This is a genomic window from Microbispora sp. NBRC 16548, from assembly GCF_030268985.1.
Taxonomy (GTDB): domain Bacteria; phylum Actinomycetota; class Actinomycetes; order Streptosporangiales; family Streptosporangiaceae; genus Microbispora; species Microbispora catharanthi.
Genome location: NZ_BSSF01000002.1, coordinates 706,177 through 731,203 on the forward strand (window position 1 = coordinate 706,177; position 25,027 = coordinate 731,203).

The 25,027-nt window shown below is 70.3% G+C and carries 18 protein-coding genes; 8 read left to right on the top strand and 10 right to left on the bottom strand.

Annotation, left to right across the window (positions count from 1 at the left end):
- The first annotated feature begins 298 nt into the window (after positions 1 to 298).
- Positions 299 to 1,315, top strand: coding sequence for a LacI family DNA-binding transcriptional regulator (locus QSK36_RS07640; protein ID WP_285781816.1), 1,017 nt, complete (start codon positions 299 to 301; stop codon positions 1,313 to 1,315).
- A 16-nt stretch (positions 1,316 to 1,331) separates the two neighbouring features.
- Here the strand turns inward: QSK36_RS07640 and QSK36_RS07645 are convergent, their stop codons facing one another.
- Both QSK36_RS07645 and QSK36_RS07650 read right to left on the bottom strand, forming a co-directional pair.
- The gene (locus QSK36_RS07645) at positions 1,332 to 1,769 is read right to left on the bottom strand and encodes a hypothetical protein (protein WP_285781817.1); all 438 of its coding nucleotides are present in this window, start codon (positions 1,767 to 1,769) and stop codon (positions 1,332 to 1,334) included.
- Positions 1,766 to 4,363 (bottom strand): multicopper oxidase domain-containing protein, encoded by a 2,598-nt coding sequence (locus QSK36_RS07650; protein ID WP_285781818.1) that lies wholly within the window; start codon positions 4,361 to 4,363, stop codon positions 1,766 to 1,768. Before QSK36_RS07650 ends, QSK36_RS07645 begins: the two co-directional genes overlap by 4 nt.
- Positions 4,364 to 4,705: 342 nt before the next feature.
- On the opposite strand from QSK36_RS07650, the gene QSK36_RS07655 reads away from it, so the two are divergent.
- The gene (locus QSK36_RS07655; protein ID WP_161628110.1) at positions 4,706 to 5,200 is read left to right on the top strand and encodes a hemerythrin domain-containing protein; all 495 of its coding nucleotides are present in this window, start codon (positions 4,706 to 4,708) and stop codon (positions 5,198 to 5,200) included.
- Here QSK36_RS07655 and QSK36_RS07660 read toward each other — a convergent pair.
- Positions 5,191 to 5,496 (bottom strand): P-loop NTPase family protein, encoded by a 306-nt coding sequence (locus QSK36_RS07660; protein WP_285781819.1) that lies wholly within the window; start codon positions 5,494 to 5,496, stop codon positions 5,191 to 5,193. The genes QSK36_RS07655 and QSK36_RS07660 overlap by 10 nt on opposite strands.
- A gap of 363 nt (positions 5,497 to 5,859) precedes the next feature.
- Here QSK36_RS07660 and QSK36_RS07665 point away from each other — a divergent pair, with 363 nt between their 5' ends.
- Together QSK36_RS07665 and QSK36_RS07670 are read left to right on the top strand one after the other, a co-directional pair.
- A complete protein-coding gene (locus QSK36_RS07665; RefSeq protein WP_183535098.1) occupies positions 5,860 to 7,203 on the top strand; it encodes a hypothetical protein in 1,344 nt (447 codons plus the stop codon).
- A 13-nt stretch (positions 7,204 to 7,216) separates the two neighbouring features.
- Positions 7,217 to 9,250 carry an outer membrane protein assembly factor BamB family protein gene (locus QSK36_RS07670; RefSeq protein ID WP_285781820.1) on the top strand — a complete coding sequence of 678 codons (2,034 nt, stop codon included), beginning with the start codon at positions 7,217 to 7,219 and terminating at the stop codon, positions 9,248 to 9,250.
- Between the two features lie 219 nt (positions 9,251 to 9,469).
- Here QSK36_RS07670 and QSK36_RS07675 read toward each other — a convergent pair whose 3' ends face one another.
- The 3 genes from QSK36_RS07675 to QSK36_RS07685 are packed head-to-tail and all read right to left on the bottom strand — an operon-like array spanning position 9,470 to position 13,058.
- Positions 9,470 to 11,635 (bottom strand): CotH kinase family protein, encoded by a 2,166-nt coding sequence (locus tag QSK36_RS07675; protein ID WP_285781821.1) that lies wholly within the window; start codon positions 11,633 to 11,635, stop codon positions 9,470 to 9,472.
- Positions 11,626 to 12,456, bottom strand: coding sequence for a polyphosphate polymerase domain-containing protein (locus QSK36_RS07680; RefSeq protein WP_285781822.1), 831 nt, complete (start codon positions 12,454 to 12,456; stop codon positions 11,626 to 11,628). Before QSK36_RS07680 ends, QSK36_RS07675 begins: the two co-directional genes overlap by 10 nt.
- The gene (locus QSK36_RS07685) at positions 12,453 to 13,058 is read right to left on the bottom strand and encodes a DUF4956 domain-containing protein (protein WP_285781823.1); all 606 of its coding nucleotides are present in this window, start codon (positions 13,056 to 13,058) and stop codon (positions 12,453 to 12,455) included. Before QSK36_RS07685 ends, QSK36_RS07680 begins: the two co-directional genes overlap by 4 nt.
- An 866-nt stretch (positions 13,059 to 13,924) precedes the next feature.
- Here QSK36_RS07685 and QSK36_RS07690 point away from each other — a divergent pair.
- Both QSK36_RS07690 and QSK36_RS07695 read left to right on the top strand, forming a co-directional pair.
- A complete protein-coding gene (locus QSK36_RS07690; protein ID WP_285781824.1) occupies positions 13,925 to 15,385 on the top strand; it encodes a M14 family zinc carboxypeptidase in 1,461 nt (486 codons plus the stop codon).
- Between the two features lie 146 nt (positions 15,386 to 15,531).
- The gene (locus QSK36_RS07695; RefSeq protein ID WP_183535105.1) at positions 15,532 to 16,422 is read left to right on the top strand and encodes a MurR/RpiR family transcriptional regulator; all 891 of its coding nucleotides are present in this window, start codon (positions 15,532 to 15,534) and stop codon (positions 16,420 to 16,422) included.
- Here QSK36_RS07695 and QSK36_RS07700 read toward each other — a convergent pair.
- Positions 16,401 to 16,718, bottom strand: coding sequence for an ArsR/SmtB family transcription factor (locus tag QSK36_RS07700; RefSeq protein ID WP_182903875.1), 318 nt, complete (start codon positions 16,716 to 16,718; stop codon positions 16,401 to 16,403). The two genes, QSK36_RS07695 and QSK36_RS07700, sit on opposite strands and share 22 nt — an antisense overlap.
- Before the next feature lie 104 nt (positions 16,719 to 16,822).
- Here QSK36_RS07700 and QSK36_RS07705 point away from each other — a divergent pair, with 104 nt between their 5' ends.
- Together QSK36_RS07705 and QSK36_RS07710 are read left to right on the top strand one after the other, a co-directional pair.
- The gene (locus tag QSK36_RS07705) at positions 16,823 to 17,824 is read left to right on the top strand and encodes a zinc-dependent alcohol dehydrogenase family protein (protein WP_183535107.1); all 1,002 of its coding nucleotides are present in this window, start codon (positions 16,823 to 16,825) and stop codon (positions 17,822 to 17,824) included.
- A 266-nt stretch (positions 17,825 to 18,090) separates the two neighbouring features.
- Positions 18,091 to 18,993 (top strand): MBL fold metallo-hydrolase, encoded by a 903-nt coding sequence (locus QSK36_RS07710; protein ID WP_285781825.1) that lies wholly within the window; start codon positions 18,091 to 18,093, stop codon positions 18,991 to 18,993.
- Between the two features lie 8 nt (positions 18,994 to 19,001).
- On the opposite strand, the gene QSK36_RS07715 is transcribed toward QSK36_RS07710, so the two are convergent.
- The 3 genes from QSK36_RS07715 to QSK36_RS07725 form a co-directional block, all read right to left on the bottom strand.
- The gene (locus QSK36_RS07715) at positions 19,002 to 22,481 is read right to left on the bottom strand and encodes a discoidin domain-containing protein (RefSeq protein WP_285781826.1); all 3,480 of its coding nucleotides are present in this window, start codon (positions 22,479 to 22,481) and stop codon (positions 19,002 to 19,004) included.
- Between the two features lie 17 nt (positions 22,482 to 22,498).
- On the bottom strand, positions 22,499 to 24,262 hold the full coding sequence (locus QSK36_RS07720) for a discoidin domain-containing protein (protein ID WP_285781827.1): 1,764 nt from the start codon (positions 24,260 to 24,262) through the stop codon (positions 22,499 to 22,501).
- Positions 24,263 to 24,483: 221 nt separating this feature from the next.
- Entirely contained in the window at positions 24,484 to 24,939 is a 456-nt protein-coding gene (locus QSK36_RS07725; RefSeq protein WP_285781828.1) for a MarR family winged helix-turn-helix transcriptional regulator, read from the bottom strand.
- Between the last annotated feature and the right edge of the window lie 88 nt (positions 24,940 to 25,027).

A 25,027-nucleotide genomic window follows, 5' to 3' on the forward strand; every position in this document is an offset into this window, starting at 1 on the left:
GCCGGCGACTGCCGAAGCGGCCGAGGGTTGGAGCGGGCGGTGCTCAGGTCCTTGATGACGTGCGCGTACCGAGAAACTTTCAGTACGTCCCCGGACGCCGACCGCGCGCCGGATGGTCGCCGTGCTCCTCGGCGGCCGCCAAGGGGATCTCGCCGACGTGGTGACTTAAGCGCTTAAGGATCCTCGCTGCTGTTGCGGGACGTCCCCACCTCTCCGGCAGAGGCAGGGAAAAGCGATCCGGTGCTGTTCCTCTTCCAACAGCGGCAACAAAATGGTCAGGATGCAAAGGGGGGATGCGGTGAAGCGGCCGACTATCGCCGAGATCGCGGCAAGGGCCGGTGTCTCGATCGGCGCCGTGTCGTACGCGCTCAACGGACGGCCGGGGGTGTCCGCGGAAACCCGCAAACTCATCCTCGACATCGCCAACGAGATCGGCTGGCGGCCGAGCGTGGCGGCCAGGTCCCTGTCCGGGTCCCGGGCGCACAGCGTCGGCCTGATCATCGCCCGCCCGGCGGACACGCTCGGTGTCGAGCCGTTCTTCATGCGGTTCATCGCCGGGCTGGAACGCGAACTGTCCGGGCGGCGCACCGCTCTGCTTCTGCAGGTCGTCGAGGACCATCGCGCCGCGATCGACGCGATGCGGCTCTGCTGGGCGGAACGGCGCGTCGACGGCATGGTCATCACCGACCTGTGGACGGAGGACGCGCGGATCCCGGTGCTCGAGGAACTCCAGATCCCGGCCGTTCTGGTCGGCCGGCCCCGGCCGGACACGGATATACCCGCCGTGTGGACCGACGACGCGGCAGCCGTGGTCTCGGCGGTCGACTACCTCGTGGCGCTCGGACACCGCCGCGTCGCCCGCGTCGCGGGGTTGTCCGCACTGGAGCACACCCAAGTGCGCATCGCGGCCTTCCGCCAGGCCGTGCTCGGTCACGGCCTCGGTGAACCACAGGTCGTCGAGACCGACTACACCTGGGAGGAAGGCATGCGGGCCACGCGAACGCTGCTGTCCCGGCGCGACCGCCCGACCGCGATCATGTTCGACAACGACGTGATGGCCACCGCCGCGCTCAACGTGGCACAGGAAATGGGCGTCGCCGTGCCGGACGAGCTGTCGATCGTGGCGGGTGACGACTCGCAGCTGTGCGTGATGGTACGACCGGCGCTGACGGCGCTCTCGTGGGACATCCAGGCGTACGGCGTGCAGACCGCACGGGTGCTGGCAGACACGATCGACGACCGTTCCCCCGGCTCGCGACAGGTGAGCACGGCGCGTTTGGTCGTCCGGTCGAGCACCACCGCACCGCCGGCCTGACCGACCGGCCCTTGAGCTATGTGGCCGGCAGGGCTGTGGCCAGGAGTACGACGCCGAGCGAGCCGACGAGCGCGGCGGTGGCGAGCGCTCGCGCGGCGGCCGGCCGCCCGGTGCCGCTTGCCCAGCCGTGCAGCCCGGCCGTCAGCATCACCGCGCAGAACAGCAGGAGCTTCGCGGCCAGGATCCGCCCGTAACCCGGCTGCGCCAGCGCGGCCCAGGTGACGCCCTTGTGCGCGGCGATGGCGATCCCGGTGGCGAGCTGGACGGGAAGGAACGCGGTGACGGTGAAGAGGCCGAACCGCCGCCCGACAGCGCCGAGCACGGTGGCCCGCCGCTCGGCGTCGAGCAGGCGGCGGGCCGGCGGCAGCAGGACGAGCGAGACCGCCAGCTGGCCGCCGACCCACAGGGCCGCGCCGAGCACGTGCAGGAATCGGATGACCGACCACCAGGTCATGGCGCGCTCACCGCGAAGATCCCGTGGGCGCCGGACTCGGCGCGCGGCATGGTGTGGTCGACGAAGGGGTAGTGCCCGGGTTCGGGAAACACCAGCTCGGCGAAGCCGCCCTGGGCCGGGGCCAGGTCCAGCACCTGGGCGCCACCCGGGTCACCCCTCTTGAGCAGATATGCGCCTTCCTTGTAGACGGTGTCGAACGGCACGCCGACCACGTGGAAGGCGGTTCCCGACGCGGGACCGCCGGCGATCACCCAGACGCGCACCCGTTCGCCGGCCTTGGCCGTGAGGTGAGCGTGGTCGTAACCGGCGGCGGTGCCGTTGAACATCCATCCGTCCGGCCGGCCCTCAAGGATCCGCGTGACCAGGTCGTCCTGGTCGGGCCGCCCGAGGTAGAGCTCGCCCTGGACGAGCACGAACTCACGGTCCACCGTCGGCAGGTCCGGCGGATCGATGACGACGGCGCCGTACATGCCGTTCGCGATGTGCAGGCTCATGGGCATGGTGGAGCAGTGGTACAGCCACGCTCCGGCCCGGTCGGCGCGGAAGCGATAGGTGAGCCGCTGCCCCGGGTCGATGGTGCGCATCGGCCCGTCGGGGGCGACGGCTCCGGCGTGGAAGTCGATGCCGTGGCCGATGGTCCCGCCGTTGACGAACGTCACGACGAACACGTCTCCCACCTTGCCGCGCAGTGTCGGGCCGGGAACGGAGCCGTCGAAGGTCCACATGCGCTGGTGCACTCCCGGTGCGACCTCGAGATCGGTCTCCTTCACCCGGATCTCGACCCGGTGCTCCTTGCCTCCCGCCGCAGGCTTCAGGGCGGCGTCGTACGGTTTCCACCCCGGCGACATCGGCGCGCCGGGATCGAGGGTCGTGCCGCGGTCGCCTGTCTGCGTGCCGGACGTCTGCGTGCCGGAACGGCCCATGGCCGCGTGCCCCGTCTCCGCGGGTTCGGCGCTCGCGGCCGCCGGAGCGGGCACGATGCGCATGGTCATGCCGGCCGCCTGGTGCCCCGCGACGGTGCACGAGCCGTCCACCGTCCCGGCCAGCGGGGCGAGCTTCACCACGGCGGTCTCGCCAGGGCCGAGCATCGGGGTGTGGTCTCCGGTGGACAGCCTCAGGTCGTGTCGCTGGGCGTCGGCATTGGTCACACGGAGCGTCAGCACGGCGCCGGAGGGTGCGCTGATGACGGCGGGCCGTATGCGCATCGCGGCGAGCGTCACCTCGACCGTTCTCCGTACGCCGGGGACGACCTCCAGCCGGGCCGGCCCGGCACCTCCGGACACGGCGACAGCGACGGCGGCGGCCGTGAGCAGGCAGCCGACGACCACGCCGAGGGGAACGGGCGACACCCGGCCCCGAGGGTGACGCGCCCGCACGAGCGCGGTCAGGGCCAGCGCGACGAAGGCGACCGCGGGAGTGAGGACGAGCACCCAGCCGAGCAGGCCGACGCGTTCGGGAACCGGCAGCGCGACAAGCGGCACTCCGAGATTCGCCGCCGCCAGGCGGTAGGGCCAGCCCCGCTCCAGCAGAGCCGCGTTCTGCTTGAAGCGGACCGGCCCGCCCCCGAGCACCGCGGGCAGCAGGTGCATGAGCGAACCGAGCAGCACCTGGGCGGCGAATCCGGCCAGCACCAGCGGCAGCAGCGGCTCAAGAGCCGCCGGCAGGTCGTCGGCGGAATGGGTGGCGACCAACACGAGGTCGGTGACGAGCGCGATCCCGAACCAGGCCACTGCGGCGCCCAGCGTCCAGGCCGCTCCCGTGTGCGGGCGGCGCCGTCGCAGCGTCTCCACCACGGGTGTCAGCGCGACGGCCGCTGCGGCCAGATACACCGTCAGCCCGGCCACCGAGACCCAGCGCAGCCCCAGCAGCAGGCCGGGCAGTGTCAGACCGAGGCCCGCCACGGCCAGCCGCAGCGCGAGGCGGGAGCAGCGCCGGGTCAGCGGGGAAAGCCGCGTCCGCAGGACCGTCGGCCAGAGCGTGAACAGCGTGCCGAGCACCGTCAGGGCCACCCAGCCGAACAGGTTCGTCTCGGCGTGCGCGGCGTGCAGCCGCTCGTGCATCGGGCCGTTCCCCACGTGCGCGGCGAGCAGCCCGCCCAGGGCGCCGCCCACCGTCAGCGCACCCGCGGCGGCCAGATACCAGCCGATGACATGGCGGAACGGGCCGGGCAGTGCCCGTTTGAGCATCCCGGCCAGCGCTGTGGCATGCCAGACGACCACGCCGACCACCGCCGCGGCCCCGGCCGCCGCTACAGGCCACGGCCCGGCGGCCACGCCGTACAGCACGGCGACGGTCGCGGCGTTCAGCGCGGCCAGCCGGGTGATGCTCCACCGCCGGCCGGGCGCTCCGGCGCGCAGCAGCGCCGCGGCGAAATGCTCGCTCCAGATCACGATCGCGGTGGTGACCGCGCCGAGCAGGAAGACGTGGATCACCAGCCACCGCGGCGCGGGCAACACGCCCGGCGACAGCGCCGCCGCGATCGCCAGTGCGATCCAGGCGACGACGATCGCGTTGGCGCGCAGGTGCCATGACGCCCGCGGCGCCGGGGGCTGCGTGCCGCCCTTCTCCCCGATCACCACCGTGACGGGCCCCATATCGGTTTCCCCACCTTCACAGTCGAGGCCGCGACGACGGACACGGCGCATCCCGCGAATGCCCGGCAGTGCGACCACTCCGAGCAGACCACCCGCCGATGGTCGAGCCTCGACTACGGGTCATGAGCACGCTATGGAACGCCCCCGGTCTGGAGGACGGCGTAAAGCCCACGATCGAAGGGACCAAAGTCCTCAGTACGTTCCTGGCGGGTGAGGACCGACGATCGCCCCGCCAGGACGGGACCTTCGTCACTGGAGAGACGGAAGGGACCGCGACTGTACTGTCTGCGGTCCGAATAAGCGGTGCCGCCCTATGGCACCTATCAGCTGGGTGGGGTTTCCTTGGCCATCTCCGATGTTTTCCGTGAGACGTTCCGTGATGAGCACCGCGAGGTCCGGAACCTTCTGTTCGCCCTGGTCGACGCTTTCACCGCACACGATGTGACGACGGCTCGCCACATCGTTTCCGCCATCGCCGAGGCCACCGGCCCGCACTTCCGCTACGAGGAAGAGTCGATGTATCCGCGGCTGGTGCCCATTTTCGGTGAGGAGTACGTCAGAAAGCTGGTCGCCGATCACGACGGCGCCATTCGCAACGTTCGCGAGCTCGCGCAGCTCACCGACCACGGGCAGATCGATCAGGCCCAGGCCGAGCGCGGGATCGAGCTGACCCGGCAGATCCTTCCGCACGTCAGTGACTGCGATGGCCTGTCCATCATGGTGGAGACGCTGCCGCAGGACGACGTGCTCGATATCCTCGCCATCCGCGAGGCCGCTCTGGAGAAGAACCTGGACCTTCTCACCTGGGCGGGCACCGTCCGCGCGCGTCACACCTGACGAAGCACCCGCCGCACGGACGCGTCCAGCGGGCTGTCCTCGCCGATGACCGTCTCGCACCCGTCCGGTAGCAGCAGGTCGCGCTCCTGATACCACTCCCGCATCTGGTCCGGCGTGAAGTCCAACCGCCGGAGCGTCTCAGGAAAGGACACGTTCAGGTAGAAGAAGGCGCTGGTCCCGGCATGGTCACGGCGCAGCGACTGCGGCATCGCGCCATAGCGACGGGCGTTGAGGCCGGCCGGTGATGTCCGCCCAGTGGTGTGCGAGCTCGACTCGTTCCTGACACGCCGGTCCACGCGAATGGCCCTACGGCTCCGCGGATTGACCGCGAGGGTCCGGCGCATTCGGTGGAGAGGCTCGAAAACGCCTGGTCAGAGGACATAGCGAGAGTGCGTGTGGCGCATTCGAGGAAGCGCCGGTGCCCGCTTCTTGACCACTGATACGCTTTACGCCTTTCGGTAACTCTGAGCATTTACGGGGCAAGAGTGACGACGGGGCCCGGTTATCACCAGCAGTATCCGCCGCAGCCGCCGCCGCAGTGGCAGTCTCCACCTCCCTCTCCGCCGCAGTGGCAGTACGGCCCTCCGCCACAGCAGTGGCAGACTCCGCCTCCCCCTCCCCCTCCGCCTCCTGCGCCCGGACGCAGGACCGGGCTGTGGGTGACGCTCGGGATCCTGTCCCTCGTCCTCGTCGTCGCGGTGGGTGCGGGGGTGGGCCTCGTCCTGCGGGGCGGCGGCTCAGGCGACGACGCCACGGGCGACGCCGCCACCGACTCGAACACGGTCGTCGTGAAGGACGACGAGATCAGCAAGCTGGTCCAGTCGCACAGCAGGGCGCTGGCCTCGGGTGACGCCAAGGCGTTCACCTCGATCTTCGACCAGAAGAACGCCGCTCTGGTCCGCGACCAGGCGAGAGTCTTCGCCAACCTGCGCAAGATGCCGCTGGCCGAGAAGTCCTACCAGGTGTTGCGGCGCCAGGGCCGGGCTCAGGACAGTTTCGGGCGGGGCGTGAAGTTCACGCAGGATGTCGCGTTCGTCCACCGGTTCGCCGGCATCGACCTGCGCCCGGTGTCCGAGTGGTATCGCTGGACCATCGAGAAGGCGTCGCCGAACGCGCCCCTTGTCGTGACGAAGGTGCAGGGCGCGCCGCCGACGATCACCGGCGAGGTGTCGAAGACGATGTACTTCCCAGGGCCGTGGGACATCTGGCCGGACATCGTGGTGGCGAAGGCGGGCGCCAGCCTCGTCCTCGCCAGGCCGCAGGACGCCGCCCTGGCCCGGCGCGTCGCGCCGACCGTCTCCGCCGCCGCCGCGAGCGATCTCGCCTTCTGGCAGAAGAACGGCGATCCGGACGCGGCGGTGCCGACCGGGTTCGTGGTGGCGCTGGTCGAGGGGAAGGCCCAGCTCGGCAAGCTGTTCCGTACGGCCAAGGCGAACGAGGCCGGCGTTTCGATCCCGATGCCGAGATGGGGGATCGGGAACGACACCGTGAAGATCGGCGGCACTCGCGTCGTCATGGACACGACGTCCGAGTTCTTCAGGAACGAGCAGGGGATCACGGAGATCTCCGAGCACGAGCTCGCGCACTCGCTCGTCGCCGGGCTCGACAGCGCACAGTTCGCTCTGTTCGGCAGGGCGAACTGGATCACCGAGGGCTTCGCCGAGTACGTCGCCGGCCGCGGCCGGCCGATCAACGGAAACCGGCGTGTCAGTGAGGGCCGCGCCTACGTGGCAGGACAGCTCGCCATGCCGTTCGACGGGAAGCTGCCGACCAACGCCCTCTGGGACTTCAAGCAGATGACCAGCGTCAACTACCTCATGGGGCACCTGGCCATGCGGTTCATCGCCCAGAAGTACGGCGAGCGGAAGCTGGTCGAGGGCGTGGTCGCGGCTTACCGGGCGCCGGGCGACGACAGCGAAGCCGCCCTGTTCCAGGCGCTCGGCGTGACGAGGGCGGACTTCGAGCGGCAGTGGGCGGGCTACGTCCGCGCCCAGCTCGCGTGATCGGGGGAGAGGCATGACGGATCAGCACAACAGGGACCCGTACGGCGGGCCCACACCGCCCACGCCGCCCACACCGTCTACTCCGCCCTCGCCGTACCCCTATGGCCCGGGCCGATCGCCCTACGGCGGACAGGAACAGCCCTACCTCGACCAGGGACAACCGGGTGACGCCGGAAGCTGGGGCCACCAGTCCGCCCCCGGCCAGGCCGCGCCCGGTCAGCCAGCGTACGGTCAGTCGGCCTATGGCCAGCCCGCGCCCGCTCAGCCGGGATACGGGCAGCTGGCCTATGGCCAGGCCGCCCCCGCTCAGCCGGGATACGGGCAGCCGGGGTACGGGCAGCCGGGTGGTCAGGGGCAGTGGGGTGAGCAGGCCGGGCCGGCTCCGCAGGCCCCGGCCCCTCCGGCGTACGGCCCGCCCGGCCAAGTTGCGCCCTGGGGTCCGGGTGCCCCCGGCGCACCGGCGCCGTACGGGCAGCCGGGTCAGGGCCAGCCGGGTCAGGGCCAGCCGGGTCAGGGTCAGCAAGGACAGGGGCAGCCGGGTCAGGGATACCCGGGCTCGCCGTACCCGCAGCCCTGGGGGCAGCCGCAGCCCCAGCCGGGCCAGACGCCCTGGCATCCGGGCCAGCAGGGGTACACGGGCCAACCGGGCTACCCCGGTCAGCAGGGGGGCTACCCCGGCCAGGGCCAGGCCTATGGCGCTCCGGGGCAGCCCGCCCAGGGGCTTCCACCGCAGCCGCCGCCGCAGGCACCCGGCGGCAAGGGCAGGACGGCGCTGTTCGTCGCGCTCGGGCTGGTGGTGCTGCTGGCGGTGGGCGCGGGGACCGCCTGGTTCGTCGCGGGCGGCGGTTCCGGCACCGATTCCGGTGGGAGCGCGGGGGAATGGTCCGTCCCGCTCGCGAGTGCCGACAGCATGGACTTCACCCAGGGGCTCTCGTTCGCGGGCTGGCTGACCGACAAGACGGTGATCCGGGTGCAGCGCGACGGGGTGCTCGCCTACGACCTGACCTCGGGCAAGCGCGCTTGGGGCACCCCCTCGCCCGGCGACCAGCTCTGCGGCGCCACCGCCGACCTGGCGAACGGCAAGGGCGCCGTGGCGTACGGCAGCGACCAGCTGTGCGACCACCTGGCCGGGGTCGACGCCGCGACAGGAAAGATCACCTGGAAGATCAAGATTCCGGCGGAGAAGTCCCGGCTGGCAAACTCGCTCACGGTGCCCCGGATCATGGACGCGGGCGATGTCGCCGTGGTGTACGCGCACGACGTCCTGTCCGGCTACCGCCTGTCCGATGGGAGGAAGCAGTGGACGGCCCAGTTTCCCCAGGGCTGCCACATCAAGGACATGAACACGGCGGCCACCCGGGTGGCCCTGCTCCTCGACTGCAGCTTCGAGGGCTCGGGCAACTTCGTGCAGGTGCTCGACCCGAAGAGCGGCAAGGCCGTATGGCGCTACAAGATGGGCGATCTCAGCCTGATGAGCCTGGTGCTGTCGGCCGACCCGCTGGTCGTCCGGCAGGAGGAGGGCGACAAGAGCACCTTCCTCGTTCTCGACGATCGAGGTGGAAAGCTCAGCGAGTTCACGACCGGCAAGGTGGACATGCTCGCCATGAACACGGTGGCGTTCGTGGACGGGATGTTCGAGCAGCGCCGCTACGCCGTGCACGGCGACCGTCTCTACCTCACGACCTTCCCGGAGAACGTGCCGAACAAGGCGCGATCGAGCGACAAGGCGCTCGCCTTCGACCTCAAGACCGGCAAGAAGGTGTGGGAGTCGTCCGGCACGCAGCCCACGATGCTGAATCTCGTCCGCGCCGACGACCACGGCCTGCTCGCCCTGGAGGTCGGCGACTGGCGCGACCTGCCTCCCCGGCTCGTCCGCCTGGACGCGGCCACCGGCAAGGCGGCCGAGGTGGCGCAGCTGCCGCAGAAGTACGGCACCGAGGGGGACGACGCACGGGTCTTCGAGCGGAACGGCGCCGTCGTCATCGTGCCGTGGACCTCGGTCGCCGTGAAGCACGCTGTCGTCTACGTCGACACCAAGGAGGGCTGACCGGGCCGGGAGCGCTGCGCGGCTCGTGGAGCGGGGGCTGCTGACGGCCGCCGACATCGATCCGGTGGCGCACCCGCATGCCGAGGTCCGCCGCGCGGTGGCCGCCAACGAGGTGACACCGCCCGTGGTGCCTCACGCGGCCAGGCGCTTGATGCCTCCTGAGTGCGACAGGGCACGAGGTCCCGTCCGGCGGACGGGACCTCGCCGATTCGCTTCATCTCACGGGCTGGTGCAGGTGACCGCCGGGGTGGCCGAGGATCCTCCGCCGACGAAGCCGAAGGTCGTGCTCGCGTTGGCCGCGAGCGAGCCGTTCCACGACTCGTTGCGCACCGTCATGTTCGAGCCGGAGCCCGAGCGCACACCTCCCCACAGCTGGGTGACGGTCTGCGAACCGGGCCAGGTCCAGTTCACCGTCCAGCCGTTGATCGCCGCGTTGCCCGCGCGCACCGTGACCTCACCCTGGAAGCCGTCGGGCCAGGAGTTGACCACCCGGAACGCCGCCGAGCACGCGCCGGACACTCCGCCGGACGGTGAGGGGCTCGGACTCGGCGATCGGCTCGGGCTGGCGCTGGGCGACGGGCTCGGCGAGGGGCTGGGACTCGGGCTGGCGCTGGGCGAGGTGACCGCACCGCCCCACCCCGCCGTCGAGTCCAGCCAGGACGCGCGGCGCAGCGCCCAGTCGCGCAGGTACTGCACCTGACCCTGCCAGGTGGACGCGGTCGGAGTGTTGAAGAAGCCGATGGTGCGCGTCGTGAGGTTCGGCCAGCGTTGGAAGTTCCGCTGCGCGGCGTTGGTCAGCGGCTGGGCGAGAGCGTCGATCCTGCTCTGCAGCGCGGAGTCGGACAGCACGCCACGGCGCAGCGCCTGCCAGCGCGCCTTGACCTGGTCGACGAAGGCCGGATCCCGCATGAGCTGGGCGAACCAGTCGTTGGCGAGCGGCTGCCGGGTCTGCTGATACTGCCAGCCCGCGGTCTGGTCGTTCTGGAAGAACCCGCCCACGCCGAAAGTGAGGTCGTAGTCCCACAGCGGGCCTGCGAAGATCTTCGTGTCCCGGTCCTTGTAGAAGTAGGCGCTGCGGTAGTTGGCGTCCATGTTCCGGCTCAGCTCGTAGATGATCAACTGATCGATGAACGAACCCACGTCGATGTACGCCCGATAGCCGGTGTTCGGGTCGGCGAAGTTCTGCGAGTGCAGCACGTTGTGGAATTCCTGGATGTAGCCCCGCAGCCAGTCCTTCTGCTGCGGCTGCAGCGGCGAGGGGTCGACCACCTCGAGGTAGGTCCAGCAGGTGGCCGACGACCCGCTGCACGGCAGCGTCGGCTCCTCCGCGGCCATCCACTCGAACTTCCAGATGTACCCGCCCGTGAGCTTCGGCAGGGTCGTGTCGTCCTCGTCCAGCTTCTTGAGGTCGAGGCGGTTCTTCGAGTTCTTGATCGTCTCGGCGAGCATGTAGACGCCCATGTAGTCGTCGGCGCCCACCGGACCGGCGTCGGTGTTGAGGTAGAGCTCCACGAACCGATACCGGGGAACCTTCAGCCCCATCTCCTTGCCGAGGTCGTAGACCAGGGCCTCGCGGATCAGCGACTTGTCCGGGAACGGCCCGCGCAGCACCCAGTCGGAGTCGGCGGGCATCCCCAGCACCGGGTAGTCGGCGTCGTCGTTGTCGTTGTCCCAGAACTCGAGGCGATACGGCGCCTTCTCGAACGAGGCCGACGACTGCCCCCGCAGGTGGACTCCGGCGCGGGTGGCGACCGCCGGAGCCTCGGACAGCGACGTCGTCGCACCGCTGCCCGGATCGAAGATCATGGTGGCGGCGTCGAGGTAATCCCGGCCGGGCTTGCCCTTGCCGTACGAGTCGATCAGGACCAGCGGCAGATCGTGGGCCGTGGTGGTGGCTTGGGCGACGTACATGGCCGTTCCGGGCTTCCCGGACGCCGTGCCGCCGACGAAGGCCTGTGCGCGCAGCTGGGTGGTGCGGGCGAATTGCAGCGGCTGGCCACCGTAGAGCGCCGACTGCGCGGTGGGCGGCGTCCCGTCGGTGGTGTAGCGGATCTGTGCGTCGCTGACCGCAGTGCTCAGCGACACCGACACCTGTCCCTGGAAGGTGCCGCTCGGCGTGGAGAAGGCGATGTCGCCGGTCAGGTCGTCCGCCGCGGCGGACGCCGCCGCGGCATCGGCGGTCGCGGTCGCCGTGTCGGCGGTGCTCGCGGCGCGGCCGGCCGATCCGGTGACGGAAGCCGATCCGGCGCCCGCCGACGACGGGTACGCGTTGAGGGGCCCGGCGAGGAGCCCGGTGAGGAGCACGGTGAGGAGCACGGCGGCGACCGCGGTCCTCGTGACGCGGCGGGCCGCCGTGACACCGGTGCTGCGGAGCGTCAGACGCACGATGCCTCCTGTTCGGGGCGGTGGGAAAGGTCCGGCGCCGGGTCCATCGGCGACGCGGTGCCGCGGAAGTGGCGGCGCAGCGTCCGCCGCCACGGCGTGTCGGGCAGGTCGGGGCGGAGCGCGGCCAGACCGGTGGCGTACTTGGAGATGCGGGCGGGTCTCATCCCGGCCCGCCACAGCACGCGGTCGACTGGCGTGGCGGCCGAGGCGCTCTTGGTCTCGACCACGGCGAGGCCGGGCAGCCGCAGCGCGGAGTCGCCGTGCCGCCAGGCGAGTCCGGTGTCGAGGGTGACCCGGCTCGCGGTGTCCGGCAGCAGCAGGGTGGCGCGGTGGTATTCGGTCACCAGGACCGGGTCGAGGGAGCTCCTGGCGGCGGGACCGATCGACTCGCGGGCGAGTGCCTCGTCGACGAAGTCGCGCCCGGGGCCCACCGTGCCGCGGTCCCGCGGGTCGTAGGGCAGCCGGTGTTTGGTGATGCTGCCCCGCGCACCGCTGATCTTGACCTCCAGCCAGCATTGAGCGGAGTCGAGATAGGTGCGGGTGCGCACCTTGAAACGCCGGCGCCTGCGATAGGCCGCGCAGTGGTAGCTGGCCAACTGAGGGGTGTCGAAATACACCGACTGGTAGCGGAAGGTGCGTTCCCCGTCGATGTCCAGCACCTGGGCGTACGGCATGAGCCGTTCCAGCAGACGGGGCAGGGCCTCCGCCGGGACCAGGTACTTGCGGTCCACCCTGGTCTGCAATGCGGCCCGGTCGACCAGCTCGCCGAGTCCGACGGGGGCCAGTCGCGCCAGGGCGGCCCCGATGGGCGTCGTGGTCATCGGCGTGCTCCGGCGTGTGCGGGCGCCTCGGGTTCGGCGGTCAGCGCCCGGTCGGTCAGCGCGTACCGGACGTCGACCACGGTGGTCTCGTTGACCAGGTCGAGCCGCTGGACGGTGACGGCGTGCACCCGGGCGTCGAGGAGTTGTTCCAGGTGCGCGACGAGCGCGACATGGTCGGTGAAGGCCGATTCGAGCACCAGGATCTGGTGCCGGTAGTGCCGGAACAGCCGCCGGTGGTCGCCGAGAAACATCACCGCGAGGATGAGCGCCATCATGCCACCGCTGAGCCAGGCCGGGGTGGTGCTCACCGCGCCGAGGATGCCCAGGGCGAGGGCCGAGAAATAGTAGGCGACCTCGTGCTGGTCGAGTTCCGTCGAGCGCAGGCGGATGATGGACAGCACGCCGAACAGCGCCATTCCCAGCCCGAGCCCGGCGCCGACGTTGCCCGCGCTCAGCACGCTCGCCACCGCGAGGACGCCGATGTTGACCCCGAGATAGGAGACGACCAGGTCGCGCCGGCGGTGTCGTGGGAAGTAGAGCCCGAAGACGAGCAACACCACCGCGCAGATGTCGATCGCGAACAGGACGAGCTGTGCCAACACGTTCGTTCCTCCTGAGTCGCCGCCGGGGTGGGCAGGGCACGCCCGCTTCCTCACACAAGCCCGATCGAAACTTTCGAACAAAGAAAGAAAGTTTCGGAAACCCGTGCGGAACAATAGGTGAATCGCAGGTGTCGAGTCAATGAACATCTGACATGCGATCGTGTCAGAAACGGGAGAAGCTCCCTGGTCGGCCTTGACAAAGGCATGTAGGCCGACGGTTCGTCGAGAGTGAAGGGCGATCCGGAGTGGGACGCATCTCGGTGAAACTTTCACCCTCCCGGCTCGGAAAATCGGGTGCCTTTGATTACCGGATGGCCGGCGTCGGAGCCGTCCAACGATGATCGCCGCTCCCCGCCGCCCACCCGGTCGTGGTCGTGTGGCCGCGAACCCGGCCCTACCCGCGGGACCTGTGAGCGGCGAGACGGGCCCCGCGTTGTCGAATGCCTCCGCCACCGGGAAAGCGAGACGGCCGATCTCGCCGTGCGGGCGGGATCCCGGCCCACGCCCCGCGAAGGCTTTTCTCCCCGCGACCGATAGGCGTGTGGCGTCGACCTCGTCGACCGTCCGGCATGCCGGCCCGAGCCGCGGATGACGGCTGCTCGAAGGACGTGCACGCTGCGAAACGAAAACTCGGTCTCCCCGCACCTCGGGCGTCATATGCGGGTGCGGAAAATCACCGACGCATTTTCCGTATGTGCGGAGAAGGCCGCCGATCAGTGGTTGACAGGCTCACATTCACCACGCAGACTTACTGAAACTTTGCAGTCAGCGGCTGTTCGGGGGGTGTCGCGTACTGCCGAAAGACGGCCCGGAGAAAAGGATGCGTTTTCGTTTCCCGCTCGTCCGCGGCTGAGAAAGGTTTCAGCATGTCTTCAGGAGGCACGTCCCCCTCCACTGCCTCTGTCCTCGGGAAACGCGTTCTCACGCTGGCGCTGGGCGTCGGTTTTCTGGGAGGTCTCGGCATTCCGGCCGCCGGCGCCGGTGCCGCGGCCACTGCGGACCCCCAGGCGATCGTCCAGCAGCAGGCGCCGAGCCTGCCAAGCGGACGGACCACCTACCGGACGATCACGGACTACAACGACGAGATGCTGGCGCTGAGCGCCCGGCACCCCGGCCTCGTCAAGCACATCACGCTGCCGCACAAGACCCGCCAGGGCCGGGAGGTGTACGGCATCGAGGTCACCCACGACGTCGGCGCCGCCGACGGCAAGCCGGTCCTGCTGATGATGGGCGTCCACCACGGCAACGAATGGCCCTCCGGCGAGCACACGATGGAGTTCGCCTACGACCTGATCGACAACGACGGCAAGGACCCCCGGGTCACGCGCCTGCTCGACCAGGCGCGGGTCGTCTTCGTCCCGGTCGTCAACGTCGACGGATTCGTCATCAACCGGCGTACGAGCTGCGGCCTGTCCCCGACGTGCGCGAGCAGCGCCGGGGTCGACATCAACCGCAACTACCCCTTCGGCTGGGGCAGCAACGCCGGTTCCAACGCGACGACCCGGGGCCCGGGTCCCGGTTCCGAGCCCGAAGTGCAGAACATCATGGACCTGACCAAGAACAACCAGGTCACCGTCCTGATCACAAACCACACCTCCGGTCACACCGTCCTTCGCCCGCCACTGGAGAAGCGCGCGGGCGACACCCCGGACGAGGCCGTCTACGCCGCCCTGACCGACGCGATCACGGCCGAGAACGGCTACACGGGCATGAAGTCGGGTTTCGACTACGAGACGACCGGCGAGACCCCGGACTGGTCGTACTACGCGACCCGCGGCCTCGGGTTCACCTTCGAGATCATGAAAACCCAGTCGACCAACAACACCTACTCCGAGGTGATCGAGGACTACACCGGGACGGGTCGCTACGAGGGCAAGTCGAACCGCGAGGCGTTCATGGTGGCCCTGGAGTACGCGGCCGATCCGGCCGGGCACTCGGTCATCACCGGCAAGGCGCCGAAGGGTGCGGTCCTGAAGATCACAAAGGACTTCGACCTGTGGACCGCGCCGATCCGGCAGGCGAACAACGTGGTCGATCCGCCCCAGAGGGTCCCCACCCATCTGGAGTCGACGCTGGTCACCCCGGCCAACGGCAAGTTCGCCTGGCACGTCAATCCGTCCGTACGGCCGGCCCCGGCCTACACCGAGACCGGCGTCGTCGCCACCGGGCCGGGCAACTTCATCAAGGAAAGCTGGACGCTCACCTGCGCCCGCCCGACTGGCGAGGTTCTCGAGACGGTGCACGTGACCGTCGACCGGGGCGAGCAGGCCGACGTGCGGCTGCAGGAGTGCAAGACGAGGTTCAACGGCAACGGCCCGAAGAACTGACCGACATCACGACGCGGCGTAGCCGGGCGGTCCCCACGGGGGCCGCCCGGCGGCGTTGCATCCGGCAGGCGCTTCGCGATTCACGAGTGAGGCGACCGGCCAGGGGGCCGGGTCCGTCACTCCACGAAGAAGGGAAGTGTTCCAGGATGAGGCACGTCCCAGAGCCTGGCCGGTCGCTCGCCGTGCTGGACGCCGCCCGGATCGTCGCGAACCTGCGGACGCTCTTCGACGGCCACCGCCTCTCGCCGTCCCAACGCCGGATCGCGCGCTACCTGCTGGACAACGCGCAGGAGGCCGTCTTCTTCACCAGCGCGGACCTCGCCGCGCGCGCCGGCGTCAGCCAGCCGTCGGTCACCCGCTTCGCCGCCGCGCTCGGGTTCCGCGGGTTCCCGGAGTTCCGGGAGGCGCTGCGCACGTCCGTGTTCGGCGATCGGCCGCCGGTCGCGACGGACGACCGCTACAACGAGATCCAGGAACTGGTCAACTCCGAGATCCGCGACCTCGAACGGCTGCGCGACGGCCTGGCCGATCCCGGCCAGCTCCGGCGGGTGGCGGGTCAACTGGCCAGGTCGAGCCCGCTTCTGGTCATGGGCCTGCGGATCTCCGCGCCGCTGGCCCATCTGTTCGGCTACCTCGCCGAGAAGGTGCTCCCGGACGTACGCGTGCTGGACGTGCCGGGCTCGATCCTGGAAGACCGGCTGAGCAGGGCGGCGGAGTCGGGTGCCGCGTGGGTGCTCGCCATCGGCCTGCCGCGCTACCCGCGTGAGCTGGAGCAGGGCCTCGTCTGGGCGCGGCGGGTCCGGCTCAAGGTCGCCCTCGTCACCGACCAGCCTGTTGGCCGGCTCACCGACCTCGCGGACGAGGTTTTGCTCGCCCCGGTGAGCTCGGGCTTCGCGTTCGACTCCCACGCCGGCCCGACCGTCCTGTGCACCGCGCTGCTGCACACCATGCTGGACACCCTCGCCGCCGAGGGACAGGCCCGGCTGGAGGCGTTCGACGACAGGGCCGCGGAGCGTCAGGTCTTCCTCACCGGCTGACGGGTGAGGGCGTCGAGCAGACCGGGGAACACCTCGTCCATCTCGGCGCGGCGCAGGGAGTTCATCCGCGACGTCCCGACGTAGTGCTGCCGGATCAGGCCCGCCTCACGCAGCACGTTGAAGTGGTGGGTGGCGGTGGACTTGCTGACCGGAATGTCGAAGCCCCCGCAGGGGATGTCGGCGTCGGAGGCGTCGAGCTGCGCGACGATGCTCCGGCGTACCGGATCGACGAGGGCCTCCAGCACCTGCTGGAGGTCGAACTGCGACACCTCTGGGTGCGGCGGCGTACGTCCCATGGCCCCATAGTACGACTTTCGTCGAAGTTTGACATTGATCGTACTTTGGCCGCACAGTGAACCGACACAGTGGATCGCGATAAGGACGAGCGGAGGACGACGACATGGCGAAGACGGTGCGGTTCCACGAGATCGGCGGGCCCGAGGTGCTGCGGCTGGACGACCTGGAGCCGGCCGAGCCGGGGCCCGGTGAGGTGCGGATCCGGGTCGAGGCGATCGGCGTCAACAGGGCCGAGATCCTGTTCCGGCGCGACCGGTACATCGAGCCGGTGAAGCATCTGCCCGCCACGCTCGGCACCGAGGCCGCCGGTGTGGTGGAGGCGGTCGGTCCGGAGGTGGCCGGGTTCGCGGAGGGTCAGGCGGTCAGCGTCCTGCCCGGCTTCTTCTCGCAGAACGACTACGGCGTCTACGCCGAGCAGGCGATCGTGCCGGCGTCCGCGCTCCTGTCCCGCCCCGACGGGATGGACGAGGTCACCGGTGCGGCGGTGTGGATGCCCTACCTCACCGCCTACGGCGCGATGACGGAGGTGGCCGGGATGCGGGCGGGAGACGTGGCGGTGATCAACGCGGCGTCCAGCAGCGTCGGCCTGGCCGCGATCCACATGGCCGACCGCATCGGGGCCACGCCGATCGCCGTCACCCGCACCCGTGCCAAGAGGCGGCGGCTGATCGAGGAGGGCGCGGCCGAGGTCGTCGTCTCCGACGAGGAGGACGTCGCCGGGCGAGTGCTCGAACTGACTGGCGGCAGGGGTGCCGAGTACGTCTTCGACGCCGTCGCCGGGCCGGGCGTGGCGGAACTGGCCAGGGTCGTCGCGCCCGGCGGGACGTTGTTGCTGTGGGGTGCGCAGAGCGGGCAGCCGACGCCCTATCCGGGGTTCGACCTGGGCATGCCCGCGCTGAACATGCGTACGTACACGGTGCTGGAGATCACCAGGGACCCGGAGCGGCTGCGCCGCGCCGTCGCCTTCGTGGCCTCGGGCCTGCGTACGGGCGCCTTCCGCCCGGTGGTGGACCGCCTGTTCCCGCTGGAGGAGGTCGTGGAGGCCCACCGGCACATGGAGTCCGGCGCCCAGATCGGCAAGATCGTGCTCACCGTGCATCAGTGAGCCTGGCGGCAAACCGCCGCTTCTGGCCATCGGCGAAGCCAAATGGAACAACACGATGGGAATCGCTCACATCGATGATGTGCACCTGATCGACCTGCCGACTCTGTACGGCCGGAGCTGACGCGGGCCGACCTGGAGCGGCCGGCCGCGGCTGGCTCACGGCGGCAGGGAGGCCGTCGATAGGGTCCCCTGGGTAGGACGCCGGGGAGAGGAATCGTGAGCGCGTGGTGGAGCGGGCCGACGGTGCAGGGTCGCAAGAGGCAGGGTTGCACGAGGTGGAGCCGGGGGTCTTCGCCTGGGTGCAGCCGGACGGCACCTGGTGGGTGAACAACGCCGGAGCAGTGGCAGGCGACGACGGCGTCCTGATCGTCGACACCTGCGCGACCGAGGCGCGCACCCGGCGGTTTCTCGGCGCGGTGGCCGAGGCGACCGGCGGCGCCCCGGTCCGGATGGCGGTGAACACCCACCAGCACGGGGACCACTGCTACGGCAACAGCCTGCTCCCGGGTGACACCGTCGTCTTCGGGCACGCGGCGATGAGAGAGGCGTTGCTGGCCGATCCGATCATCGACGGCTGCCCGCCGGTGTGGACGCCGGTGCCCGACTGGGGACACGTGACGCGCCGCCCGCCGTCGGTGGTGTTCACCTCCGAGCTGACCGTCCATCCCGGGGCGCGCCGCGTCGAGTTGCGGCACCCCGGCCACGCCGCCCACACCCCCGGGGACGTGGTGGCGTGGCTTCCCGGCGAACGGGTGCTGTTCGCCGGGGACCTGCTGTTCAACGGGCTCACGCCGCTGGTGCTGATGGGGTCGCTCGAGGGTGCGTTGCGGTCGCTGGACTGGCTGGCGGCCTTCGAACCCGAGCACGTCGTGCCGGGACACGGGCCGCTCGCCACCGCCTCCGAGCTGCCGGAGGTCCTGGCCGCGCACGAGCGGTACTACCGCTTCGTCCTCGACGCCGCCCGGGCGGGACGTGAGAACGGGCTCACCCCGCTGGCCGCGGCGCAGGCGGCCGACCTGGGCGAGTTCGCCGGATGGGCGGACGCCGAGCGGCTGGTGCTCAACCTGCACCGTGCCTACGCCGAGGCCGAAGGCGGCGAGGTGGATCTCCTCGCCGCCTTGGGCGACGCCATGACCTGGCACGGCGGGCCGCTGCCCACTTCAGTCTGAAGCGGGCGTCACGACCAGCCCTGCAGGCCGGCTCCGTACGGGTAGAGGGGGTTGCCGTAGGTGGTGGGGACGGTCTGGCCCGCGTCGATGCGGGCCCGGATCTCCGACCGCTGGGCGGCCGTCGCGCCCAGGTCGTAGGGGAGGTTCCAGTCCTCGACGGCGTCGGCGAGCACGTCGCCGCCGCCCGGTTTGAGGATCTGGTCGAGGCTGCGCGGGAGCTGCCACGGCAGGCGGCCGCGCGGCGTGTAGTCGCCGAACAGGAGGCCCGCCGTGGCCGGGCCGACCTCCTCACCACCCCGGTACGTCACCACGATGGCGTCGGCCAGGCCGTTCCACTCGCTGATGACGATGGGCCGGGGGAGGGTCAGCACGACGACCACCGGGATGCCCTGGTTCCTGAAGTTCTGGATGACGGCCAGCTGGTCGGCGGGCACCTGGGGTTGCTCCTTCACCCAGGCGGTGGCGTGCGTGTAGGTCGGCTCGCCGACCGCCACGATCGCGAGCTTGGGTGAAGGCCCGGTGTCCTGGTAGACGTTGACGCCCGCGGTGGCCGCCCGCGCCTTGACCGCGTCGAGGAGGGTCTGCGAGCCGTACTCCTGGTGGAAGAAGCTCGTCCAGATGCAGCAGGCCGATCCGTCGGTGGCCCGCGGACCGGCGACCACGACGTTGTCGCCCGCCTTGAGCTTCAGCGGCAGCACGCCGTTGTTCTTGAGCAGCGTGACGGACTCCCGGGCGGCCTGGTTGGCGAGCGCGACGTACGACGGCTGGTGGAAGCGGTAGGGACCGTTCACCGGGTCGCCGTACGGGCGCTCGAACACGCCGAGCGTGAACTTCAGACGCAGGATCCGGGTCACCGCGTCGTTGATCCGCGCGATCGGGACTCCTTCGAGGAACGTCGCCATGGTGAACCCGGTGGCTCCGGGGTCGGCTCCGCCCATCACGTCGGAGCCGGCGTTCGCGGCCTTGACCCAGACCGAGGACGGCAGCCAGTCGGTGGTGATGAGACCGGTGTAGCCGAGGTTGGTCCGCAGGTAGTCGAGGATCGGCTTGCTGTCGCCCGCGCCCGACCCGCCGGGGTCGAGGTAGGAGCTCCCGGCGTACCCGGGCATGATGTTGACCGCCCCGGCCTCGATCGCGGCCCGGAACGGGATCATGTGGTACTTGATCGTCACCGCGTCGTAGGTGATCCCGGCCTCGCCGCCCGCGCCCTCGCCCGGCCAGTGCTTGACGGTCGCCAGCACGGACGCGGGGTTGAGCTCGGGGCCGCCCTGGAGTCCGGCCACCAGCGCACGGACCTGGGCGGCCGCGACGTCGGCGTTCTCGCCGTTGCCCTCCTGGATGCGCGGGTAGAGGACCTTGGTGCCGACCTCGGCGAGCGGGCCGAGCACGCCGCGCGCCCCGACCTCCAGCTCCTCACGGCGCTGCATGTCGCCGAGCCTGTAGTCGAGCGCGTAGTCCTTGCCCGCCGCGAGCGTGCTCTGCAGCGGGTAGGTGGTCTGGTATCCGGCGATGGTGTCGCCCGCCGACACGGGCGGGATACCGAGCCGGGTTCCGGACGCGCCCAGCAGCACGGCGTGCAGGTCGTTCGGCAACGCCGGGCCGAAGTGCCAGCCCGAGAGCGGGTAGGTCTGGGCGTTGTAGAACATCTGATACGCCTTCTCCTCGGGGGTCATCCTGCCGAGAAGGTCGTTGACTCGGGTTTCGACGGGCAGCCGCCAGTTCTCGTACGGCTCGACCGTGCCGTTCTTGTCGAGGTCGCGGACGCCGTTGACGATCGGGACGCCGTCGGCGACCTGCTCGATGTCGGGCAGGTAGAGGCTGAAGGTGCGGATGTCCGACGTCGTCCTGGCGCCCGAGCCGCTCACCGCGACGACATACCACTTGTACGTCCACCGGTCGGGGATGTCATAGGTGGGCGTGTAGCTCGTGCCAGTCGGTTCGGCGACCTTGGTGTAGAGGTCGATCAGGTTGCCCGAGGCGGTGAAGTCGTAGTCGGTGCGGCTGACGTTCAGCCAGACCTCGTAGCGCACCGCGCCGGAGACGGCCGCCCAGGAGAACGCGGGCCGCCGGGTGTCGGTGATCATAACCTTGTCGGCGGGGGCGGACAGCGCGAACTGCCCGGTGGTCGCCGGGGCCTTGGTGGGCGGGGACAGCAGGGGCGCGGTCGTGGCCGCCGTGTCCACGGTGCCGAAGACCTGGAACTCCCACAGCGAGTAGCCGTAGCCCGTCGCCCGGGCGGTGCCGACGAAGCGGACGTAGCGGCCGTCGCCGGTGGCGTTCAGGTTCTCGACGCCGCCCCTGCCGCTGGTCGTGGTGTAGATCGGCGTCCATGACGTGCCGTTCGCGGACACCTCGATCCGGTAGCCGGTGGCGTACGCGGACTCCCAGTTGAGTGAGACGCCGGAGATGTGCCCGGCCCCGCCGAGGTCCACCCGCAGCCATTGGTCGTCGGAGTACTGGCTCGACCAGCGGGTCGTCGTCCGCCCGTCGAGCGCCGCCGCCGGAGCGTTGCCGCCCTCCCAGGACGAGGCCGTCACCTGCTTGTACGCCGAGATCGGCGTACCGCTCGGCGGCGGGTCGGTGGTGCCGCCGCCGCTGGTGTGGACGGCGAACTCCCACAGCGAGTAGCCGTAACCGGTGGCGCGGGCGGTGCCGTACAGCCGGACGTAGCGGCCTGAGCCGGTGACGTCGAGGGTCTGCGTGCCGCCGGTGCCGGTGGTGGTGGAGTAGAGGTCGGTCCAGGTGGAGGCGTCGGCCGACACCTGGATCTTGAACGACGTGGCGTAGGCGGCCTCCCAGGTCAGGACGACCTTGCAGATCGACGTGGCCGAGCCGAGGTCGACCTGGAGCCACTGCGGGTCGGCGGCGGCGCTCGACCAGCGGGTGCCGGGGTCGCCGTCCACCGCCGCGGACGCGGGCGTCCCGGCGTTCTCGGTGGACGAGGCCGTCGCGGGCCGGTTCAGCGCGGCGTTGGGGCCGGCGCAACCCGAGGACGTGCCGGTGGTGCCGTAAACCTGGAACTCCCACAGCGAGTAGCCGTAGCCGGTGGCGCGGGCGGTGCCGTACAGCCGGACGTACCGGCCCGAGCCGGTGACGTCGAGGGTCTGCGTGCCGCCGGTGCCGGTGGTGGTGGAGTAGACGTCGGTCCAGGTGGAGGCGTTGTCGGACGTCTGGATCTTGAAGGCCGTGGCGTAGGCGGCCTCCCAGTTGAGGGTGACCTGGCTCAACGTCGCCGTTGTGCCGAGGTCGACCTGGAGCCACTGCGGGTCGCCGAACGCGCTGGACCAGCGCGTTCCGGTGTTCCCGTCGACGGCGGCCGACGCCGGTGTGCCGGCGTTCTCGGTGGACGAGGCCGTCGCGGTCTTGCCCTGCGACAGCAGGACGGGCGCGGCGTGCGCGGGCCCGGCGACGATGCTCGCGAGCAGCGCCAGCGCCATCGCCAGGGTGAGAGCGAGCCCACGCCGGAACGGGGGAAGGGCGTGCTTCATGGCGTCTCCTGCCTGCGTTACCAGCCGACCGCGACCAGCAGCCACTGCGGGTCGCCGTGTGAGATGAACGAGGACCGGCCCGCGTAGTCGTCGTAGGGGAAGCCGTAGGCGAGCTTGCCGATCGCGTGGTCGTGCCAGAACTTCGCGTAGTAGTTCGCCGGCGCGGCCTTGTAGTAGTTCGACGCGTCCGACTGCTGGGCGTCGGACAGCCCGGCGACGTGCCGGTTGAGCGCCGCGCACATCTTCGGGGCCTCGGCGAGCGGCCCGGCGCACCCGGTGACCTGCGAGGTCGTCGCCGTCACGCCCTGCTGGGCGGCGTAGCCCGTGAAGTAGTTCGCGTACGCCCCGCCGGGCTGGAAGACCGACGCGCTGCCCGGGGCCGGGATGCGGTACGGCGCCTGCACCTGGGCCAGTTGCTTGAACTCGGTGGGCACCTCGTCGACGAACCGCTGGAACGTCGCCGCGCGGGACTCGGCGAAGGTGGCGTAGTCCTCGCCGACCGCCACGTCGTAGCCGTCGCGGGCGTGCAGGCGCATCGCGAGCTTCAGGCCGAACGCGTCCACCCGGGTCGTGTTGCCGTTGAAGACCGAAGGCCCGACGGTGAACTCGATGAAGTCGTAGTACTGGCTGTTGGGGGAGCCGAGGTAGAAGTACATCCGGCCCGCCGTGTTGGCCGGCATGTCGAAGTAGGGCTGCTCGGCGATCGAGTGGACCTGGCCGTTGTAGCTCCAGTAGACCTGCGAGTCGGGATACTGCCCGTTGGTCCGGTTGAGGATCTTGACCATGACGACGTTCCTGGCCGCCGGGATGGTCGAGGTGTCGCCCCAGAAGGCGTCGGGTGGCGGGGTTGTCGGATCCGTCGAGCCGCCCGTGGTGTTCACGGTGAAGCTCCACAGCGAGTAGCCGTACGCGGTGGCGCGGGCGGTGCCGTACAGCCGGATGTAGCGGCCTGAGCCGGTGACGTCGAGGGTCTGCGTGCCGCTGGTGCCGGTGGTGGTGGAGTAGAGGTCGGTCCAGGTGGAGGCGTTGTCGGAGACCTGGATCTTGAAGGCCGTGGCGTAGGCGGCCTCCCAGGTCAGGACGACCTTGCAGATCGTCTTGACCGAGCCGAGGTCGACCTGGAGCCACTGCGGGTCGCCGAACGCGCTGGACCAGCGGGTCGCGCTGTCGCCGTCCACGGCCGCCGACGCGGGCGTCCCGGCGTTCTCGGTGGACGAGGCGGTCGCGGGCCTGCCCTGGGCGGCGTCGGCCGTGCCGCAGGCGGTGCCGGACGTCGTGCCGTAGACCTGGAACTCCCACAGCGAGTAGCCGTACGCGGTGGCGCGGGTGGTGCCGTACACGCGGACGTAGCGGCCGGTGCCGCTGACGGCGAGGTTCTGGATGCCGCCGGTCGCGGTGGTGGTGGAGTAGACGTCGGTCCAGGTGGAGGCGTCGGCGGACACCTGGATCGTGAAGGACCTGGCGTAGGCGGCCTCCCAGTTGAGGGTGACCTGGCTCAACGTCGCCGTTGTGCCGAGGTCGACCTGGAGCCATTGGGGGTCGCCGAACGCGCTGGACCAGCGCGTTCCGGTGTTCCCGTCGACGGCGGCCGACGCCGGTGTGCCGGCGTTCTCGGTGGACGAGGCCGTCGCGGTCTTGCCCTGCGACAGCAGCGCGGGCGCGGCCGTGGCCGGCGCGGACACGGCCGCCGCTGCGACGACGCAGGTCACGACCAGGACCAGTGCGCTGAGCACGGCCGTCAGGGCACGGCGCGTGGGATGGATCCTCGAACGCTGTCTCATGATGGCGATTCCTCTTCGGGGGGTGAACGGGGCGAACCCTGACCCAGAGAATGATCGCGTTCGATACTTAGGTCAATACTTGAATTTAGTGCGCAAGGAAAAGATCTTGACGCACGGCGTCCACTGCCGCCGACGATCGGGAGTCACCCGTGGACCGGCACGTTCCGGCCCGCTGCCGGGAGTCGTCCGCAGTGCTCCGGTCTTCGGGCCGGGGGAGCACGTCAAAGCCGGCTGAACACGGAGGCCAGCGTTTCGATCTCCTGTGCGGAGAGCTTGTCGGTGAAGTGGCGGCGCACCGCGGCGTCCAGGCCGGGGTGCGCGGCGGCGATGGCGGCGCGGCCGGTGTCGGTGAGGGTGACGATGACGCCGCCGGTGCGCTCGCGGGCGACGAGCCCGCGGGCGCTCATGCGGGTGAGCTGGTGGGAGACGCGGGTGCGATCCCAGCCGAGCGACGCGGCGAGCTCGCTCTGGCGCAGGGCGCCTCCCGCCTTCTCAAGGTTGACGAGGATCATCAGGTCCGGCTCGGACAGGCCCGCCGCCTCGGCGGTGTCCGTGATCACGAGGGTTCGGACGATCTCGTGTGCGCGCTTGAAGGCGACCCAGAAGTCGACAGGCTCCGGTGCGACCCCGGTCGCGGCCTCGTCCGATGCGGTGATCTCTCCATCCTGTGTTGACATGTCAACATTCCTCTTCCTAGTGTTGAAATATCAACGCTAACAGACGGCTGCGTTCGCAGCGGCCCTGTCGGCGGCGTCCATGCTTCTC

Excerpts from the sequence above, each read along its gene's own strand:
- QSK36_RS07645 (WP_285781817.1), bottom strand. The coding sequence starts at position 1,769 with ATGACCTGGTGGTCGGTCATCCGATTCCTGCACGTGCTCGGCGCGGCC.
- QSK36_RS07650 (WP_285781818.1), bottom strand. The coding sequence starts at position 4,363 with ATGGGGCCCGTCACGGTGGTGATCGGGGAGAAGGGCGGCACGCAGCCC.
- QSK36_RS07670 (WP_285781820.1), top strand. The coding sequence starts at position 7,217 with ATGACGGATCAGCACAACAGGGACCCGTACGGCGGGCCCACACCGCCC.
- QSK36_RS07680 (WP_285781822.1), bottom strand. The coding sequence starts at position 12,456 with ATGACCACGACGCCCATCGGGGCCGCCCTGGCGCGACTGGCCCCCGTC.
- QSK36_RS07690 (WP_285781824.1), top strand. The coding sequence starts at position 13,925 with ATGTCTTCAGGAGGCACGTCCCCCTCCACTGCCTCTGTCCTCGGGAAA.
- QSK36_RS07695 (WP_183535105.1), top strand. The coding sequence starts at position 15,532 with ATGAGGCACGTCCCAGAGCCTGGCCGGTCGCTCGCCGTGCTGGACGCC.
- QSK36_RS07700 (WP_182903875.1), bottom strand. The coding sequence starts at position 16,718 with ATGGGACGTACGCCGCCGCACCCAGAGGTGTCGCAGTTCGACCTCCAG.
- QSK36_RS07705 (WP_183535107.1), top strand. The coding sequence starts at position 16,823 with ATGGCGAAGACGGTGCGGTTCCACGAGATCGGCGGGCCCGAGGTGCTG.
- QSK36_RS07715 (WP_285781826.1), bottom strand. The coding sequence starts at position 22,481 with ATGAAGCACGCCCTTCCCCCGTTCCGGCGTGGGCTCGCTCTCACCCTG.
- QSK36_RS07720 (WP_285781827.1), bottom strand. The coding sequence starts at position 24,262 with ATGAGACAGCGTTCGAGGATCCATCCCACGCGCCGTGCCCTGACGGCC.
- QSK36_RS07725 (WP_285781828.1), bottom strand. The coding sequence starts at position 24,939 with ATGTCAACACAGGATGGAGAGATCACCGCATCGGACGAGGCCGCGACC.